The following is a 15,634-nucleotide window of genomic DNA, read 5'->3' as shown; positions in this document are numbered from 1 at the left end:
GCCGATAGATTGTCCTTTTGTAAAAGTATTCCAAAATTGATTCATAGAATTTATCTCTCCAAACCTGCCTATTCCAACCTTAGCAATCAAGTATAAAGCGTGGCGGGGATCACTCATTGTAAATTTTCTTAACAAAATCCTGATTTGTGAAGATATGTAAAAAAGGCGTTTGATCTGCTTCTTAAAAATGATTTTCAAACTGTGATTTATAAAGAGAACAGACAAGATTGGCGGAAAGCAGAAATTGTGGTAACAACCGTTCAGTCTTTACTTCATAATAATAAATACACAAAACTCTTTTCTCCGACCGATTTTGATCTGGTGATTTCAGATGAAGCACATCGCTCAATAAACGGAAATGCTCGTGCTGTTTTTGAGTATTTTCCCGGATACAAACTTGGTCTTACGGCAACTCCAAAGGATTACCTGAAAAATTTCGATAAGAAAAATCCGACAACGAATGATCCTCGCGAATACGAAAGACGGTTATTAAGAGATACTTACAAAACTTTCGGATGCGAAAGCAGAGAGCCGACTTTCCGCTATTCATTACTTGATGGCGTGAAAGATGATTTTTTGATAAACCCTATTGTTGTGGATGCACGAACAGATATAACAACGCAATTATTATCTGAGAAAGGTTATTCCGTTTTGAAATTTGATGAAAATAATGAAGAAGAGGAACAAGTATTTTATCAAAGGCATTTTGAGAAAAAATTCTTTTCCGAAAGAACTAACAAAGTTTTATGTAAAACATTTCTTGAGAATGCTCTTCGCGATCCGGTAAGTGGAGAAATAGGAAAATCAATTGTGTTCTGCGTCAGCCAGAATCACGCAGCCAAAATTACGCAAATCTTAAATGAAATGGCAGATAAAATGTTTCCGAATAAATACAATTCAGATTTTGCAATTCAAGTTACTTCCCGAATTACAGATGCAAAACAATTTTCTATAAATTTTACAAATAACAATTTAAACGGTTCAGCCAATATTATTGATTCTTACAAAACTGGTAAAACGAGAGTTTGCATAACTGTGGGAATGATGACAACAGGTTATGACTGCCCGGATCTTTTAAATCTTTGTTTGATGCGACCGATCTTTTCTCCCACAGATTTTATACAAATGAAAGGAAGAGGAACAAGAAAGCACAATTTCCTACTGGAACTTTTTGATGAAGATATAAAAGAGATTGTAAAAGAAACGGATAAAATAAAATACAAGCTTTTTGATTTCTTTGCAAATTGCGAATATTTTGAAGAAGAATTCAATTATGATGAAGTTCTCACATTACAAACTGAATCGTCTTATAACACAGATGGAACTTTAACCGGAGATAGCCCACCGACAAAGCGTGAAGAAATTTTTGAAAACTTCAATCCCGATATATTAATTTCTATGGATGAAGAAGTAATCGGATTGCAGGGAATGAAGGTTGATAGAATGTTCTTTCAGAAATTTGAAGAAAAAATTAGAGAAGATGAATTTGTAAAAGAAAAGGTTAATGATGAAAAGTGGGAAGAAGTTACTGAATATATTAATGAGGAAATTCTAAATAAACCGGATGAGTTTTTCTCATTGTCAAAATTGCGTAAAGCGGCAGGTGTTGACAGAAGATTATCACTTCGAGAAATCATTGAGAAAATATTCGGATTGATCCCAAAATTCAAAATGAAAGATGATATTCTGGAAGAAGAATTTATTAAATTTGTAAATATTTTCAAGCCAACTGATCCTGCTGATATTCCGGCAATAAAATATTATTTCAAAGCTTATATCTCAAATAATCAATTCAGAGATATTATCGAAAACAAAAGAGAACGGTTAATCGAACTTCACACAAATCCATCTTTCAATATGCAGAATTACAAAGCTGTTCCCAATAAATGGCGAAGCACAATACCTGAATATATTAAAGATTATGTGCCTTTAAATCAATTTATGAGTTAGGAGAAAAAATGGAAACTTTAGATTTATTACAACCCAAAGTTGATTTGGAAACTAAACAAATTCTAAAGAAACTTACTTCTGTTCACAGGTTTCTTGCTGAATTTAAAGGTGCGGTGAAAACAGTTCCCAATGAAGAAATTTTATTAAATACTTTGGCATTACAAGAAGCGAAGGATAGTTCTGAAATAGAAAATATTATTACAACTCACGATGATTTGTATAAAGAAGATCTTCACATCCAATATATAAAAAACTCTGCTGCAAAAGAAGTTCAAAATTATCGCGAAGCACTTAAAATCGGGTTCGATCTTGTAAGCAAATCTGAAATGATGACTTTAACGCATATCCTGAAAATTCAAGAAAAGATTGAAAGAAATAATGCCGGTTTCAGGAAATTACCCGGAACACAACTAAAGAATACTAAAACAGGAAAAGTGATTTATACTCCACCACAAAATCCGCTTGTCATCAATAAATTACTAAACAATCTTGAAACTTATATAAATAGTATTGATGATATTGATCCGATTGTAAAAATGGCAGTGATTCATTTCCAATTTGAAAGCATTCATCCCTTTTATGATGGCAACGGCAGAACCGGCAGAATAATAAATATTCTTTATCTCGTTTTGAATCAACTTCTAAACTTGCCTGTTTTATATTTTAGCAGATTCATTATAAACAATAAATCCGATTATTACAGATTATTGCAGGAAGTAAGAACCGATAACAATTGGGAAGAATGGATTATGTATAATCTTGATGCAGTAGAAACAACAGCAAAACAAGGGGTTAAAACTATTAAGCAAATAAATGATCTTATGCTGGAATATGAGCAGTTAATAAAAAAAAAGCAACCAAAAATTTATTCTAAAGAGCTTTTGGAAAATCTTTTTAAACATCCATATACAAAAATCGAGTTTGTAATGAGCGATTTAAACATAACTAAACCAACTGCGATTAAATATTTGAAAGCAATTGAGGATATTGGATTATTGAAAAAGAAAAAGATGTGGAAAACAAATTATTACATTAATAATGATTTGTATAATCTATTCCTAAATCAAGGGGAAAAATAGTGAAAATATTCCCACAAGACTTCCGTCATAAGAAAAATATTGAATATATTGCTTTCGATAATTTCCTCATAGTAAATTTTTTCCGTTTTTTTTGCTTGAGAAAGCTGTCAGGTAAAAATAAGGTGATTTTCTTTACTTGAGAAAACTATCAGGTAAAAATAAAGCTGTTTTTTTTACCAATTAATAAAATTCCAAACTCATCATAATAAAAAGGTGTAAAAAAATGTAAATATTACACTCGTTATAGGAAAGGGTGTAAATAAATTGATTTTTTTTACTGATCTTGATATAATATAAATTTAAAACAATGGAGAAATAAATGCTCGATAACGAAACAAAAAGAAGAATAGACACAGCTCGAAATATCCTCGTTGGAAAAGTTCCCGATCCGAAATCACAGGTTGAACAGATCACAATCGCTTTGATCTATAAATTTATGAACGATATGGATGCAGTCGCAGAAGAACTCGGCGGAAGCAGAACTTTCTTTTCAGGTGAGTTTGAAAGATATAGTTGGAACAATTTGATGGCTCCCGGAATGGGCGGTTACGATGTGCTGAATCTTTATGCGGAAAAAATATCTGCGGGAAAACATCCTGCGATTGTGGATGAAAACGTAGTAGAGATGATAGAAAGCAATGGGTTTTATATTTCAAAATTTGAAATTTCTAACGAGCAATTTTTTGCCTTTATAAATAATGACGGTTATGAGATTGAAGAATACTGGATCATTAAAAAGGGAATTATGAAAAACACAACAGTCGGTTGGCTTTTTCAAGGAAAATATTATATGAATTTCCCACGGGATTGGGACATGTCTTTGAAAGAGCCCTGGAAAAATTCTAATTCTTCATTTATTTTTGGACAGGTTGTCAAATTAAGTTGGTTTGAATCTGCAGCTTTTTGCAAATGGATGAAAGCAGAACTGCCCAAAAAAGATAATATTCAAATTTATTACGCATTGGAAACATTTGAAAGTGATAGTCTTTACTCGCCGGTGTGTGTGGATATTGTCAACGGTGGCCGTTTACATTTTCAACCATTGCGGAGGTTTCCAACCTCAGCAATGGTTTCGGAATTTACAGATAAGCACTAACTAAGGCTTAATATGATCAAACGAGAAAAAGATTTACCTTTTATTATAACTGTTTCGTATCTTGTAGCGCTCATCACTATCCGGTTTTTAGTGTTTGTGGCTGGATCTGCTCGCTCGCAGTTTGCCGTTGCTACTCAAGAAGGTTTACCACCGGGAGTCAAATTTTATCTGGGAAAAAATATAATCCTGTTTGGATATCATATCCACCATTTTTATATCGGAATTTTTCTTGTTTGTGTTGCCGGTTGGATAGCGATTGTGGGTTCCAAACACTTAACCAACAAAAATTTAGCGGTTATGTATGGAGCAGGATTGGGATTGATTCTTGATGAAATTGGATTACTTTTAACTTGGGGAAATTATTACAGTTCCCTTTCCTATGTAATTTGCATGCTTATGCTAGGGGTATTTTTGAGTATTGTTTTCTTCAGCAATTTTTGGGAAAGTGTTAAAATCGATTTAATAAATGTAAAATCCCGTACCCTCGTTTGGAATAAATTTTTCAGAAATAATCTTGTGGTTAATACAATAAATAAAATCAGCAAGACAACAGGAAAAACAGATAATACCGTTCTGGTATTTTCCGGTATTCTCTATATTCTCCTTTCAGTTTTCATTTTCAAATATAGGGAATTCGTCAGATATTGGGTAAGTGTAACATTTGTTTTGCATGCAGCCACCTGTTTTGTGCGTGCTTTCAAGAATGAAAATATGGGAGAGTGACAAATTTATGAAAAACTATGAAAAAGTTAGTTTAATATTTACCGGATTCGTTTATCTTGCAGTTGGGTTGTTAATCATATTTCATCCTGAACTACTTTATTTTGGTGTTGCAGGAGTGTTTTTTGTTCAAGGTATTTCTTTGTTATTTCGGGCAATAATGAAGAAGACGAAATAGTGTCCATCCGTAAACTACTATTTAAGCAATGAATCCACCAGCTGGTGGATGATTCGACGCAGATGAACCACAAGTGGAATATAAACACAAAAACATTCCACAGGGCAAGCACTGATTCGGCAGAAACCCCTGTTGAATATTAAAACACAAAGCATTCAACAGGGCAGGCGCTGATACTACTCTTTTTGTAATTAAATTTTTTATCTGCGTAAATCATTTTTTTCAGCGATTATCTGCGTCCAATCTGCACTTTACGGTCAGACTCGAAATAGATACAAGAGAGAACTCGAAAAATATTGTTTTCAAGCACCTTGCGGATGGTTGTTTTTCAAACCTTCGCAATGGTCGTTGTTCAGCAATCCAGCAATTCAATTACCAAACCTTACTCCTCCAACAAAAATCTTTCTACCTGTTCGCAAATTCTTTCACCCGAAAGTCCAAAAGCATCCAATAACACATCCGGCTGTCCTGATTCTCCGAATCGGTCGTCAATAGCGATATTTTTTACTTTTGCCGGATACTTTTCTGCGAGAACTTCAGAGATTGCAGAACCCAATCCGCCGGCTTTTAGATGCTCCTCCACAATTATCATTTTCCCAAATTTCTTTGCATATTTAATGATAATTTCTTTATCAATCGGTTTGATCGTGTGCATATTTATAACTGTTGATTCTATTTTTTTTGCCCGAAGAATCTTGGCGGCTTTTATCACCTCTGCTCCAATAGTTCCCGCAAAAAATATCGCACAATCTTTTCCTTCCACCAAAATATCTGCTTTTCCGATAATGAAATCATCTTCCCTTTTTGTGATGGTAGCTGTTGCTTCGCGGGCAAGCCGGAGATAAGCAGGACCTTTTAATTTTGCCAATTGCATCGTCGCTTTATATGCTTGGATATGATCACATGGCACCACAACTGTCATGTTGGGAAGAATTCTCATAAGGGCGATATCTTCGAGTGCTTGATGTGATCCGCCGTCAGCCCCAACCGAAATCCCACCGTGAGAGCCAACGATTTTTACATTGAGTTTGGAATAGCAAACTGTATTTCGTATTTGGTCAAAAGCTCTCCCACACACGAAAGTTCCGTAAGTTGTGGCAAACGGGATTTTTCCTTCAAGGCTTAATCCGGCTGCAATTGCAATCATATTTTGCTCTGCTATTCCCACATCTATGAAACGATCCTGGAATTTTTCCGCAAACCAGTTAGTCCGAGTGGAAGTGGAAAGATCTCCGTCCATAACGATTATATTAGGGTTATTTTTCCCGAGTTGGATAAGTGCTTTTCCATAGCCATCTCGAATCGGTAAGTTTTCATTCATGTTCATTTTTTCCTTTCATTCGGAGTTCCGAAAGTGCATTTTTCAGCAATTCACCCTTTATCGGTTTCCCATGCCATTCTGCTTTGTTTTCCATAAAAGAAACACCTTTGCCTTTTACCGTTTTAGCAATAATCAAAAAAGGTCTTTTATAGTTATTCTTAAAATTTTCAAAAGCCCCAAGAATTTCGGAGAAATCGTGCCCATCAATCTCAACTACTTTCCAGCCAAAAGATTCCCATTTATCTTTTAACGGTTCAAGAGACATCACTTTTTCTGTATTTCCATCAATTTGCAAAAAGTTTCTATCCACAATTGCGCAAAGATTGTCCAATTTCTTATGAGAAGCAAACATGGCAGCTTCCCAAATTTGGCCTTCGTCCAATTCTCCGTCTCCGAGTAAGGTAAAAACTTGAAAATCCTTTTTATCCATTTTTCCGGCTAAAGCAATCCCCACAGCGATGGAAAGTCCCTGCCCAAGTGAACCTGTAGAAATTTCCACACCAGGAGTTAAATAAGAAGCAGGATGCCCTTGCAAAATGGATTTATATTTTCGTAAGGTTGCAAGATGTGATTCGTCAAAATATCCGGATTTTGCCAACAGAACATACAATAGGGGAGCCGCGTGACCTTTGGAAAGTATGAATCTGTCACGTTCATCCCAACTTGGATTGCTCGGATCATGCTTCATTTCATGAAAAAAGAGAGCCGTGCAAATATCCGTTGCGGATAGAGAACCACCCGGATGCCCGGAACCGGCTTCTCCCAACATCTTTATTATAGCAATTCTAACCTGTTGTGCTTTTTTCTTCAATTCAGCAATAATTTTATTATTTGTCATTCGAACTCCTGATTATCAGTTTTCACCTAAACGTTATCATAGAGAATTTTTGTCAAATTTATTGAAGAAATAAAATACTTTAGTATCGGGCACTCTTTTTTTAAAAAAGCCAATTTTTGACAGAGAAATACACATTTTTTTCTAAGTAACTTTCAAAAAAATATAAACGTATAATAGGAAATTCCATTTACCAGACTTCGCTTCTCGTCTCTTTCTCGAATCCATTTTCTGCTGAGACAAATATTCGCTATAATCTAAAACAGGATGAAGATGTTACCATTTCGATATTCAATATAAAAGGACAGAAAGTGAGAACAATTTTGTCCGCTTACCAAGATTTTGGCAATCATGTTATTCAATGGAATGGTAAGGATGGGTATAATCGTCCCTTATCAAACGGTGTTTATTTTTATCGTTTGGATGCAGGAAAATATTCCAGCACCCGGAAAATGATATTGATGCGATGAGAAACGCATTATTATATGTTCGCTAATTGAACCCATATTTACGAAAGTTAAAAAAACTTTGGGAAATTTTTTCATTCCTAAAGTTTTCACTTTCGTAAATATGGGGGTTCGAATTGATTTCGCATCTCTGAAGTAAGAAAAAATAGGTTTAAATTTATGTTGCATCCCTGAAGAAAAAAAAATCTCGACTCGGACGCCGTCTTTTGCGTTCGAGTCGGGATTTTTTATCTTTGCGAAAGTTACAGTATGCCATAGCGCAATAATAATTATCAAACGTCCGAATTTTCATTCAGAAATTTATTCGGAAATTGAAACTTTCGCAAAGATGGGCGTTCAAGTTGGGATTTTTTTGCGTGTCGAGAAACCCAAGTCGAACGAAAAAAAAGTTCGTCCGACTCGAGTTTCTCAAAATCTGGACTCGCCCCAAAAATATTTTTTACCTTTTACTTTTTTGAGAATGCTTCAGCATTCTTTTTTCGATTCAGCGTGGGGGTTTACCCCCTCGTAACTCTTGAGTCAATCCGCCAGCCGGCGAATTAACTCAAGATTTTCTTAAACTTATTAATTCTTTCTCGCACGGAATTCATTCCGACCTTTGCTTGATGAAATGAAGGTTCTTTGTTGAATTCCATTGATATTTTTTGGGATTTCCCTTCTTGGATTTTCAGCCTGAATTGTTCATTTTGGTCGGCTGGAATGTTTTCAATTTCTTTTTCAATATCGTTTAGAGAGACTGATTTACCGATTAAAGGGGAGAGGATTTCAATATTATCTTTTGAACAAATCGGCTCAATAACCTTGTTCACTTTTCGAATAATATTATTCGAAAAAATCGAACCGTTTGTTTCTATAAATGTCGCAAGCGGAAGAATCACATCAGCCATTTTGGCTGTCTCGGTAAGGAAACAATCTGCAACCACGAGGAATTCCAGATTATTTAGCCATTCATACCTTTGCATCTCGTTTTTATATAAGGGGTCTTCGCCAAGCATTATAGCAGATTTAATTGAGGTAATCTGTTTGGGAGATTCAAAACCATAGGACAGAAGAGTTGATTTGTTGGAAATTTCCGAAGAAGTAATTATTCCTGTGCCCACTTCACCAATATTTCCTTTGAGAGTACTAAGGTTGATAACAGCGTTTTGCGTGTTATAATCAAGATAACTTTCTGAGTAGGTGAATAATACTTTGTAGTCTGAAATTAGTTTTACATATTTTTCAAATTCTCTGGAATGCTGTACCTTTTGCAGACCGTGGTTGTATTCAACAAAATTTTCAACAGAGCTTACAATATATTCCACATTGTGATGACGATATTCAACAAAGATTTTGGCAAAATCATTAAGAATTTCAATATAATTGTCTGTTTTAATAAAGTGGTCTGCAATTTTGGTAAATTTATTTTCTTTGGAATTAATAACAAGCAATTTTTTTCCATCTTTTACTGCTTTAATAATTTTTATTCCGAGAGCGGGTGAAATATCACCGATGAGCACAATGAGATCCGTTTTCTGCAAATCAGTTATGGGGTTTGGAGAATAATTAATTCCTATTTTATCAGCAACTGCCGAATCGTTCAAACTCCATGAATATTTACGAGAAATATCAAATTTTTTCGCGACTTGATCAATCAGATATAACTCTTCATTCGTGAAATTTCCGTTTGAGAAGAGGGCGGAGCCGATTCCTATTTTGTTTGAATTATCTTGAATAAAATCATAAGCCTTTTCCCACGAAACCTCTACCAATTCATTGTCAACACGAATCATCGGTTCAGTAAGTCGCTCGGCAGATTGAAGAACTTCAAAGCCAAAATGAGCGTTGAAGCATATATTCTGTCCGGTTAGCTCATCTTTTCTAGCTTCGGCTTTAAATATTTTATTACTATTTGTGAAATAATTCACGCTGCAACCATCTCCACATAAAGTACAGGTTGTAGCAACTTTTTCAAGGGGAATCGGTGCAGTTTTCATTTGCGTGTTTCTAGATGTGAGAGCACCAACAGGGCAAACATCAATACACTTTCCGCAACTTTCGCATGAAGTATTTAGAAGCGATTCATTAAATTCCGGGGCAACCAAAGTTCCGAAACCACGATTGATAAATCCGAGAGCACCTACTCCCTGAATATCGAGACAGGTGCGGATACATCGTCCGCAATCTATACATTTGTTGGAATCCCTCAAAATAAATGGGTGCGAATCATCAATCGGATGCTTATTTAATTCACCCATATATTTTGAAACGATTACTTCATAATCCGTAGCATATTGGCGCAAAGCACAGGTTTGATTTACTTCACAGCCGCATTCGATGCAACGTGCTGTCTCTTCCCTAACTTCTCTTTCAGTAAATGTTTTTTCAACTTCTTTGAAATTACCAATTCTATCCGCTGGTTTAAGCATGGAAGATTTCACTCGATCTGCCTTTTCGTATTCAGCGTATTCTTCAGGATTAATTTCTTTTACACTCTCAGCTTTTTTGCTATTGAATTTTTCCTTTAGAGGAGCTACTTCTTTTCCCGCAAGGAATTGATTCATACTATATGCTGCGTAATATGCGTCTGCAACAGATTCTACCACAGTGCTAGGTCCGCGCACAACATCGCCACCGGAAAAAATTTTTTCGATATTAGTTTGCTTTGTTTTTTCATTTACTCCAATCGAATTCCATCTTGTGATAACTATTTTTTTTGAATTAATAATAGAAGAATCTTCTTCCAAATAATTTACGACCGGTTTTTGGCTTATCGCAGGAATAAGATGATCAATTTTAATTATAAATTCAGAATTTTCAATAGCGATCGGTCTTTTTCTTCCGCTGCTGTCCGGTTCGCCGAGTCGCATTTTAACGCATTGCAATCCGTTGACTTTTCCATCTTTACCAATAATCTTTGTGGGATTTTGCAGGAGATGAAATTCTACACCTTCCTCTTTTGCGTCTGCTATTTCAATATCTTCGGCTGGCATTTGCTCTTCAGCACGACGATAAACGATCATAACTTTTTCGGCTCCAAGTCGGCGGGAAGTTCTCGCTGCATCAATAGCAGTGTTTCCACCGCCAACAACTGCCACGGTTCCCTTCAATTTTGTTATTTCACCCTCAGTAACTTTTCTAAGGAAATCAATTCCGAGATAGCAATTTTCGAGGTCTTCGCCTTCCATTCGCAGACTAACTGCTTGCCAGGCGCCCATCCCTAAAAAAACTGCATCGTAGCCTTTGTAAAGGAATTGCAGGGTGAAATCTTTGCCAAGTTCAAGATTGTTCTTTATTTCAACTCCCATTTTTTCAATCAGGGAAATTTCTTTATCAAGAACTTCTTTGGGTAAACGGTATTCGGGAATTCCGTATCGCATCATCCCACCGTTTTTTGGCATTGCTTCAAATATTGTGCATTTATGTCCCTCTTTGGTGAGATAATAAGCAGCAGTTAAACCAGCTGGACCAGCTCCGATGATGACAACTTCTTTTCCCGAGTTTGGTTTTATTTCAGGCATAAAAGTATTTGCAGGATCTTCAAGATCTTTATCAGCGGCATAGCGTTTTATTTGCCTTATTGCGATTGGTTTATCTACAAGCTGCCTTCGACATTCTTTTTCACAGAATGCCGGGCAAATTCTACCTACAGAAAGTGGTAAGGGTAATCGCTCTTTTATCAATTTTGTTGCTTCGTGGTATTCTCCATTATTTATCAGTGCGATATAGCCCTGAACATCAATGTGTGCAGGACATGCGATAGAACATGGTGCGATGCAGTCAGCATAATGGTCGGACAATAAGAGTTCGAGTGCCATTTTTCTCGTTGCAAGCACGTCTTTACTGTCTGTTTCGATTTCCATACCTTCGTTTATTTCAGTTGCACAGGATGGAACGAATCCCTTGTCTTTTACCCAAACTACACAAACCCAGCAAGAACCGGAGGGTTTTAAATAATCATCGTGGCAAAGTGTGGGGATTTCAATATTATGTTCTTTCGCAATATCCAAAATCGTTTGACCACTTTTTCCTGAAACTTCTTTTCCATTTAATTTTATTTTAATTATATCATTCATATTAGCCTGCTTTTAAATTATTTCAATTGCATCAAATTTGCATGTATCATAACATGCTCCGCATTTGGTGCATTTTTCTTGATCTATTGTGTGAATTCCTTTTTTCTCACCGGAGATAGCATCTACCGGGCAAACTCGTTTGCACATTTCACATCCGATACAATTATCTTTTATTTTATAAGTTATCAATGCTTTGCAAGAACCAGCAGTGCAATGTTTGTTGTTTATATGATCTTCATATTCATTTCGGAAATATTTGATAGTTGTTAGAACCGGATTCGGTGCTGTTTGTCCAAGACCGCAAAGAGAAGCTGCTTTAATTTTTACCGATAATTCTTCGAGTAATTTAATATCGGTTTCTTTACCTTTTCCCTCTGTGATTCTTTGGAGTATTTCCAGCATACGCTTTGTCCCGATTCTGCAAAAAGTACATTTTCCGCAAGATTCATCCTGAGTAAAGTTTAGGAAAAATCTCGCCATATCCACCATGCAAGTTGTTTCGTCCATGACAACCATTCCACCTGAACCCATAATTGCACCGGTGGCAGTTACAGAATCATAATCAACCGGTGTATCCAGCAAACTATCAGGTATACAACCGCCGGATGGTCCACCGAGCTGAACGGCTTTGAATTTTTTATCATCCAAGATTCCACCCCCAACTTTGAAAATAACTTCTCGGAGACTCATTCCCATAGGAATTTCAACCAGTCCACCGCGTTTTATCTTTCCGGTAAGTGCAAAAACTTTGGTTCCCTTACTTTTTTCCGTTCCGAATTTTGCAAATTCTTCTGCTCCTTTTCGAATGATCCAAGGAACATTGGCAAGTGTTTCTACGTTATTGATATTTGTCGGGTAACCCCATAAGCCCGAACTTGCCGGATATGGAGGACGAAGATTCGGCATACCGCGTTTTCCTTCGATAGAAGAGAGCAGTGCAGTTTCTTCTCCGCAAACGAATGCTCCGGCACCTTCATAAATATTTATTTTGAAATTGAAATCCGAATCAAAAATATTGTTACCGAGGAATCCCTTTCCTTCTGCATCTTTTATGGCAATTCGGAGGCGTTTCAAAGCCAAAGGATATTCTGCTCTGCAGTAAATGTATCCTTCATCCGCACCGATTGCATAAGCGGCAATGATCATTCCTTCGAGCATTCTGTGCGGATCCCCTTCCAACACACTTCTGTCCATAAATGCACCGGGATCACCTTCGTCAGCATTACAAACGAGAAATTTTTTATCCGATTCGGCATTGTGAGCAAATTGCCATTTTAATCCGGTAGGGAATCCGGCACCACCTCTTCCTCTAAGTCCCGAATCTTTCATCTCCTGAATTACTTCTTCCGGAGACATTTCTTTTATCACTTTTTCGATGGCTTGATAACCATCTTTTTCTTGATATTCTTCGATAGATTCCGGGTCAATATCGCCACAATTTTCAAGGACAATTCTTGTTTGCAGTCCGAGTATTTCTGTTTCCGAACCGCCAAAATTATCCGAGAAAACGATTTTATCTTTTTTGGGAGATTTGCTAACAAGATGCGATTGAAGTATTTCGTCAATATTTGCATCATCCACATTCCCGTACATGGTTTTACCGAATTCATCCTCAATTTCCACCAGAACCTCAACATAACACATCCCGATACATCCTGTTTTCTTGAGTTCTGCATCAATGCCATTTTTTTGCAGGAAATTTTCTATTTTTTCGTAAACTTCCAATCCACCGGCTGCAATACCGCAGCTGGCAAGTCCAACTTTTATTATTATATTTTTATTTTTCAAAATTACTCCTTAAATTACGTGGATATGAATGTAATAAATAGTTTAACGATAAGTATCTAAAATTTTTCTTGTTTTAGCAGGGGTTAGTCTGCCATAAGTTTTTTCATTGATCATCATTGCCGGTGCCAAACTGCAGCATCCCAAACATGCAACTTCTTCTACTGTGAATTTTAAGTCCTCGGTAGTTCCATTTGGCTCAATCCCAAGTTCGGTATAAATGGCTTCAGAAATTTTTGGAGCATTTGCAACATGGCAGGCTGTTCCGTGGCAAACTCGTATAAGGTTTTTTCCTATTGGTTTTGTGCGGAATTGCGTGTAAAAAGTTACTACTCCATAGATTACGGAAACCGGAATAGAAGTTTGTTTTGAAATTTCCCGAATTGTTTTATTGGAAAGAAAACCCAACTTTTCTTGAACCTTTTGTAATAAGGGAATAAGAACGCCTTTTTTACCCTCAAATTCTCTAATTGTCAAATCGATTATATCTATCTCACTAACATTCATATTTATAACCCTATCTTAATTTATTTTTGAACTGCTGTTTACGACATGCTTGGGTAGAGTCAAGTTTATCAAAATTTTATTCTTTACGATTTTTCGAGATATATAAGTGAAGTTTGGGAGCAAATAAAACGAATGAAGTAAACCTAAAAGCTGATATATCTTTTTTTTTATTAACAATTTAAACAGATTTTCTTAGCGCCTTCCCGTAAAATTATCAAATGATTATTTTCAAATTTAATAATTGTTGAAGGCTGATTAAAAAATTTATGAACATTATCAATCACAAATCCATCTACAAATTTACCGAATCTATTGGCGATGTTATCGGTAGATAATAAAACTTTCTCACCTGATACATTAACGCTCGTGCTAATGATCGCTTTTCCGAATTTTGTGATAATTTCTCTTGTGATCGGATTTCCAACCAGTCGAACTGCAACGGTTTTGTTTTTGCAAAACGGACTTGTCCAAAATTTTTTTTTTGCTTTTAGTATAATCGTGAGTGGACCAGGCCAATAATTTAACATGGCTTTTTTTTCCAATTCTCCAATTTCATCAACAAGCAGATTTAGTTGATTTTTGGAGCCAATTAAAATGATGAATCCCATTTGATTTTCACGATTTTTCATTTCAGAAATTTTCTGAATAGCAGTATTGGAAAAAATAGATGCGCCAAACCCATATAAATTTTCGGTAGGATGAATCAATATTCCATCATTTTCTAAGATTTCAGAAGCTTCTGCGATTTTTGCTAAATTATTGATTTTGCTAAAATAGATTTTTTTCATTTATGCTCCAAACAACTCAACCCCTAGCCCCTTCTCTTCAAAGAGAAGGGGAACAGCTCCCTCTTTTTTCAAGAGAGCGAATTACAAATTTCGGGGTTGGGGGTGAGTTTACCATGTATGTAATTTTTATTGCTGAAAGTTTCCATAAATATTTCATCCTTTCAATGAGATAAGAGACAACTCAACCCCTAACCCCCTCTCTTCAAAGAGAAGGTGAACAGCTCCCTCTTTTTTCAAGAGAGGGGGTTTGGGGGTGAGTTGTTAATTGTTCCTTCAATTCTTCTAATACAGCATCTAATTCATTTTCGACTTTTTCATTGTTAAATCTAATAATTTTAATTCCCAATTGATTAATAATTTCGGTTCGATGTCGGTCATATTCTTTTTGCTTTTCGTGAATCCCGCCATCTATTTCAACTATTAATTTAGAAGAATGACAATAAAAATCCGCGATAAAATGCCTTTTCATATTTAAGTAAATGAATTCTAACGGATACTGGCGATTAAATTTTTTTCCCATTATCTTTCGATTCCTTACTGCTTGCCAGAAAATATTTTCTGCCTTTGTGCTTTTCTTACGAAATTTTCTTGCAAGTTCTATTATCTTTTTGTCCATCAATATTTCATCCTTTCAATGAGATAAGAGACAACTCAACCCCCTAGCCCCTTCTCTTCAAAGAGAAGGGGAACAGCCCCCTCTTTTTTCAAGAGAGGGGGTTTGGGGGTGAGTTTACCATGTATGTAATTTTTATTGCTGAAAGTGTCCATCAATATTCCATCATTTTCTAAGATTTCAGAAGCTTCTGCGATTTTTGCTAAATTATTGATTTTGCTAAAATAGATTTTTTTCATT

Annotated in this window: 12 protein-coding genes and 2 pseudogenes; 6 read left to right on the top strand and 8 right to left on the bottom strand. The window is 35.8% G+C overall.

Annotated features, from left to right (window positions below; translation table 11 throughout):
- Nucleotides 1–180: 180 nt before the first annotated feature.
- The 6 genes and pseudogenes from U9P79_10300 (at nt 181) to U9P79_10275 (ending at nt 5,023) form a co-directional block, all read left to right on the top strand.
- A pseudogene (locus tag U9P79_10300) lies at nt 181–1,950 on the top strand (DEAD/DEAH box helicase family protein).
- Nucleotides 1,951–1,958: 8 nt separating this feature from the next.
- The gene (locus tag U9P79_10295; GenBank protein MEA2105009.1) at nt 1,959–3,029 is read left to right on the top strand and encodes a Fic family protein; all 1,071 of its coding nucleotides are present in this window, start codon (nt 1,959–1,961) and stop codon (nt 3,027–3,029) included.
- A gap of 319 nt (nt 3,030–3,348) precedes the next feature.
- Nucleotides 3,349–3,612, top strand: a pseudogene (locus tag U9P79_10290) (restriction endonuclease subunit S).
- 21 nt (nt 3,613–3,633) lie between these two features.
- Nucleotides 3,634–4,125 carry an SUMF1/EgtB/PvdO family nonheme iron enzyme gene (locus U9P79_10285; GenBank protein MEA2105008.1) on the top strand — a complete coding sequence of 164 codons (492 nt, stop codon included), beginning with the start codon at nt 3,634–3,636 and terminating at the stop codon, nt 4,123–4,125.
- A 12-nt stretch (nt 4,126–4,137) separates the two neighbouring features.
- Nucleotides 4,138–4,848 (top strand): hypothetical protein, encoded by a 711-nt coding sequence (locus tag U9P79_10280; protein ID MEA2105007.1) that lies wholly within the window; start codon nt 4,138–4,140, stop codon nt 4,846–4,848.
- A gap of 7 nt (nt 4,849–4,855) precedes the next feature.
- Nucleotides 4,856–5,023, top strand: coding sequence for a hypothetical protein (locus U9P79_10275; GenBank protein ID MEA2105006.1), 168 nt, complete (start codon nt 4,856–4,858; stop codon nt 5,021–5,023).
- A gap of 382 nt (nt 5,024–5,405) precedes the next feature.
- On the opposite strand, the gene U9P79_10270 is transcribed toward U9P79_10275, so the two are convergent.
- The 8 genes from U9P79_10270 to U9P79_10235 all read right to left on the bottom strand — a co-directional run.
- Nucleotides 5,406–6,344 carry a transketolase C-terminal domain-containing protein gene (locus U9P79_10270; GenBank protein ID MEA2105005.1) on the bottom strand — a complete coding sequence of 313 codons (939 nt, stop codon included), beginning with the start codon at nt 6,342–6,344 and terminating at the stop codon, nt 5,406–5,408.
- A complete protein-coding gene (locus tag U9P79_10265) occupies nt 6,337–7,182 on the bottom strand; it encodes a transketolase (protein ID MEA2105004.1) in 846 nt (281 codons plus the stop codon). Before U9P79_10265 ends, U9P79_10270 begins: the two co-directional genes overlap by 8 nt.
- Before the next feature lie 1,003 nt (nt 7,183–8,185).
- Nucleotides 8,186–11,701 carry an FAD-dependent oxidoreductase gene (locus tag U9P79_10260; GenBank protein ID MEA2105003.1) on the bottom strand — a complete coding sequence of 1,172 codons (3,516 nt, stop codon included), beginning with the start codon at nt 11,699–11,701 and terminating at the stop codon, nt 8,186–8,188.
- Between the two features lie 12 nt (nt 11,702–11,713).
- Nucleotides 11,714–13,489 carry an NADH-quinone oxidoreductase subunit NuoF gene (gene nuoF, locus U9P79_10255; protein ID MEA2105002.1) on the bottom strand — a complete coding sequence of 592 codons (1,776 nt, stop codon included), beginning with the start codon at nt 13,487–13,489 and terminating at the stop codon, nt 11,714–11,716.
- A gap of 42 nt (nt 13,490–13,531) precedes the next feature.
- Nucleotides 13,532–13,993 carry an NADH-quinone oxidoreductase subunit NuoE gene (nuoE, locus tag U9P79_10250; protein ID MEA2105001.1) on the bottom strand — a complete coding sequence of 154 codons (462 nt, stop codon included), beginning with the start codon at nt 13,991–13,993 and terminating at the stop codon, nt 13,532–13,534.
- 170 nt (nt 13,994–14,163) lie between these two features.
- Complete coding sequence (locus U9P79_10245; protein ID MEA2105000.1) at nt 14,164–14,781, bottom strand: L-threonylcarbamoyladenylate synthase; 618 nt, start codon at nt 14,779–14,781, stop codon at nt 14,164–14,166.
- Nucleotides 14,782–14,983: 202 nt separating this feature from the next.
- The gene (locus U9P79_10240; protein MEA2104999.1) at nt 14,984–15,397 is read right to left on the bottom strand and encodes an endonuclease domain-containing protein; all 414 of its coding nucleotides are present in this window, start codon (nt 15,395–15,397) and stop codon (nt 14,984–14,986) included.
- A 35-nt stretch (nt 15,398–15,432) separates the two neighbouring features.
- Nucleotides 15,433–15,634: hypothetical protein (locus tag U9P79_10235; GenBank protein MEA2104998.1), on the bottom strand; the 202-nt coding region annotated here is incomplete at its 5' end.

The sequence above is a fragment of the Candidatus Cloacimonadota bacterium genome (genome assembly GCA_034661015.1).
GTDB lineage: Bacteria > Cloacimonadota > Cloacimonadia > JGIOTU-2 > JGIOTU-2 > JAYEKN01.
Note: the sequence above shows the minus strand (reverse complement) of the source record. Positions and strands in the feature narration are given on the sequence as shown.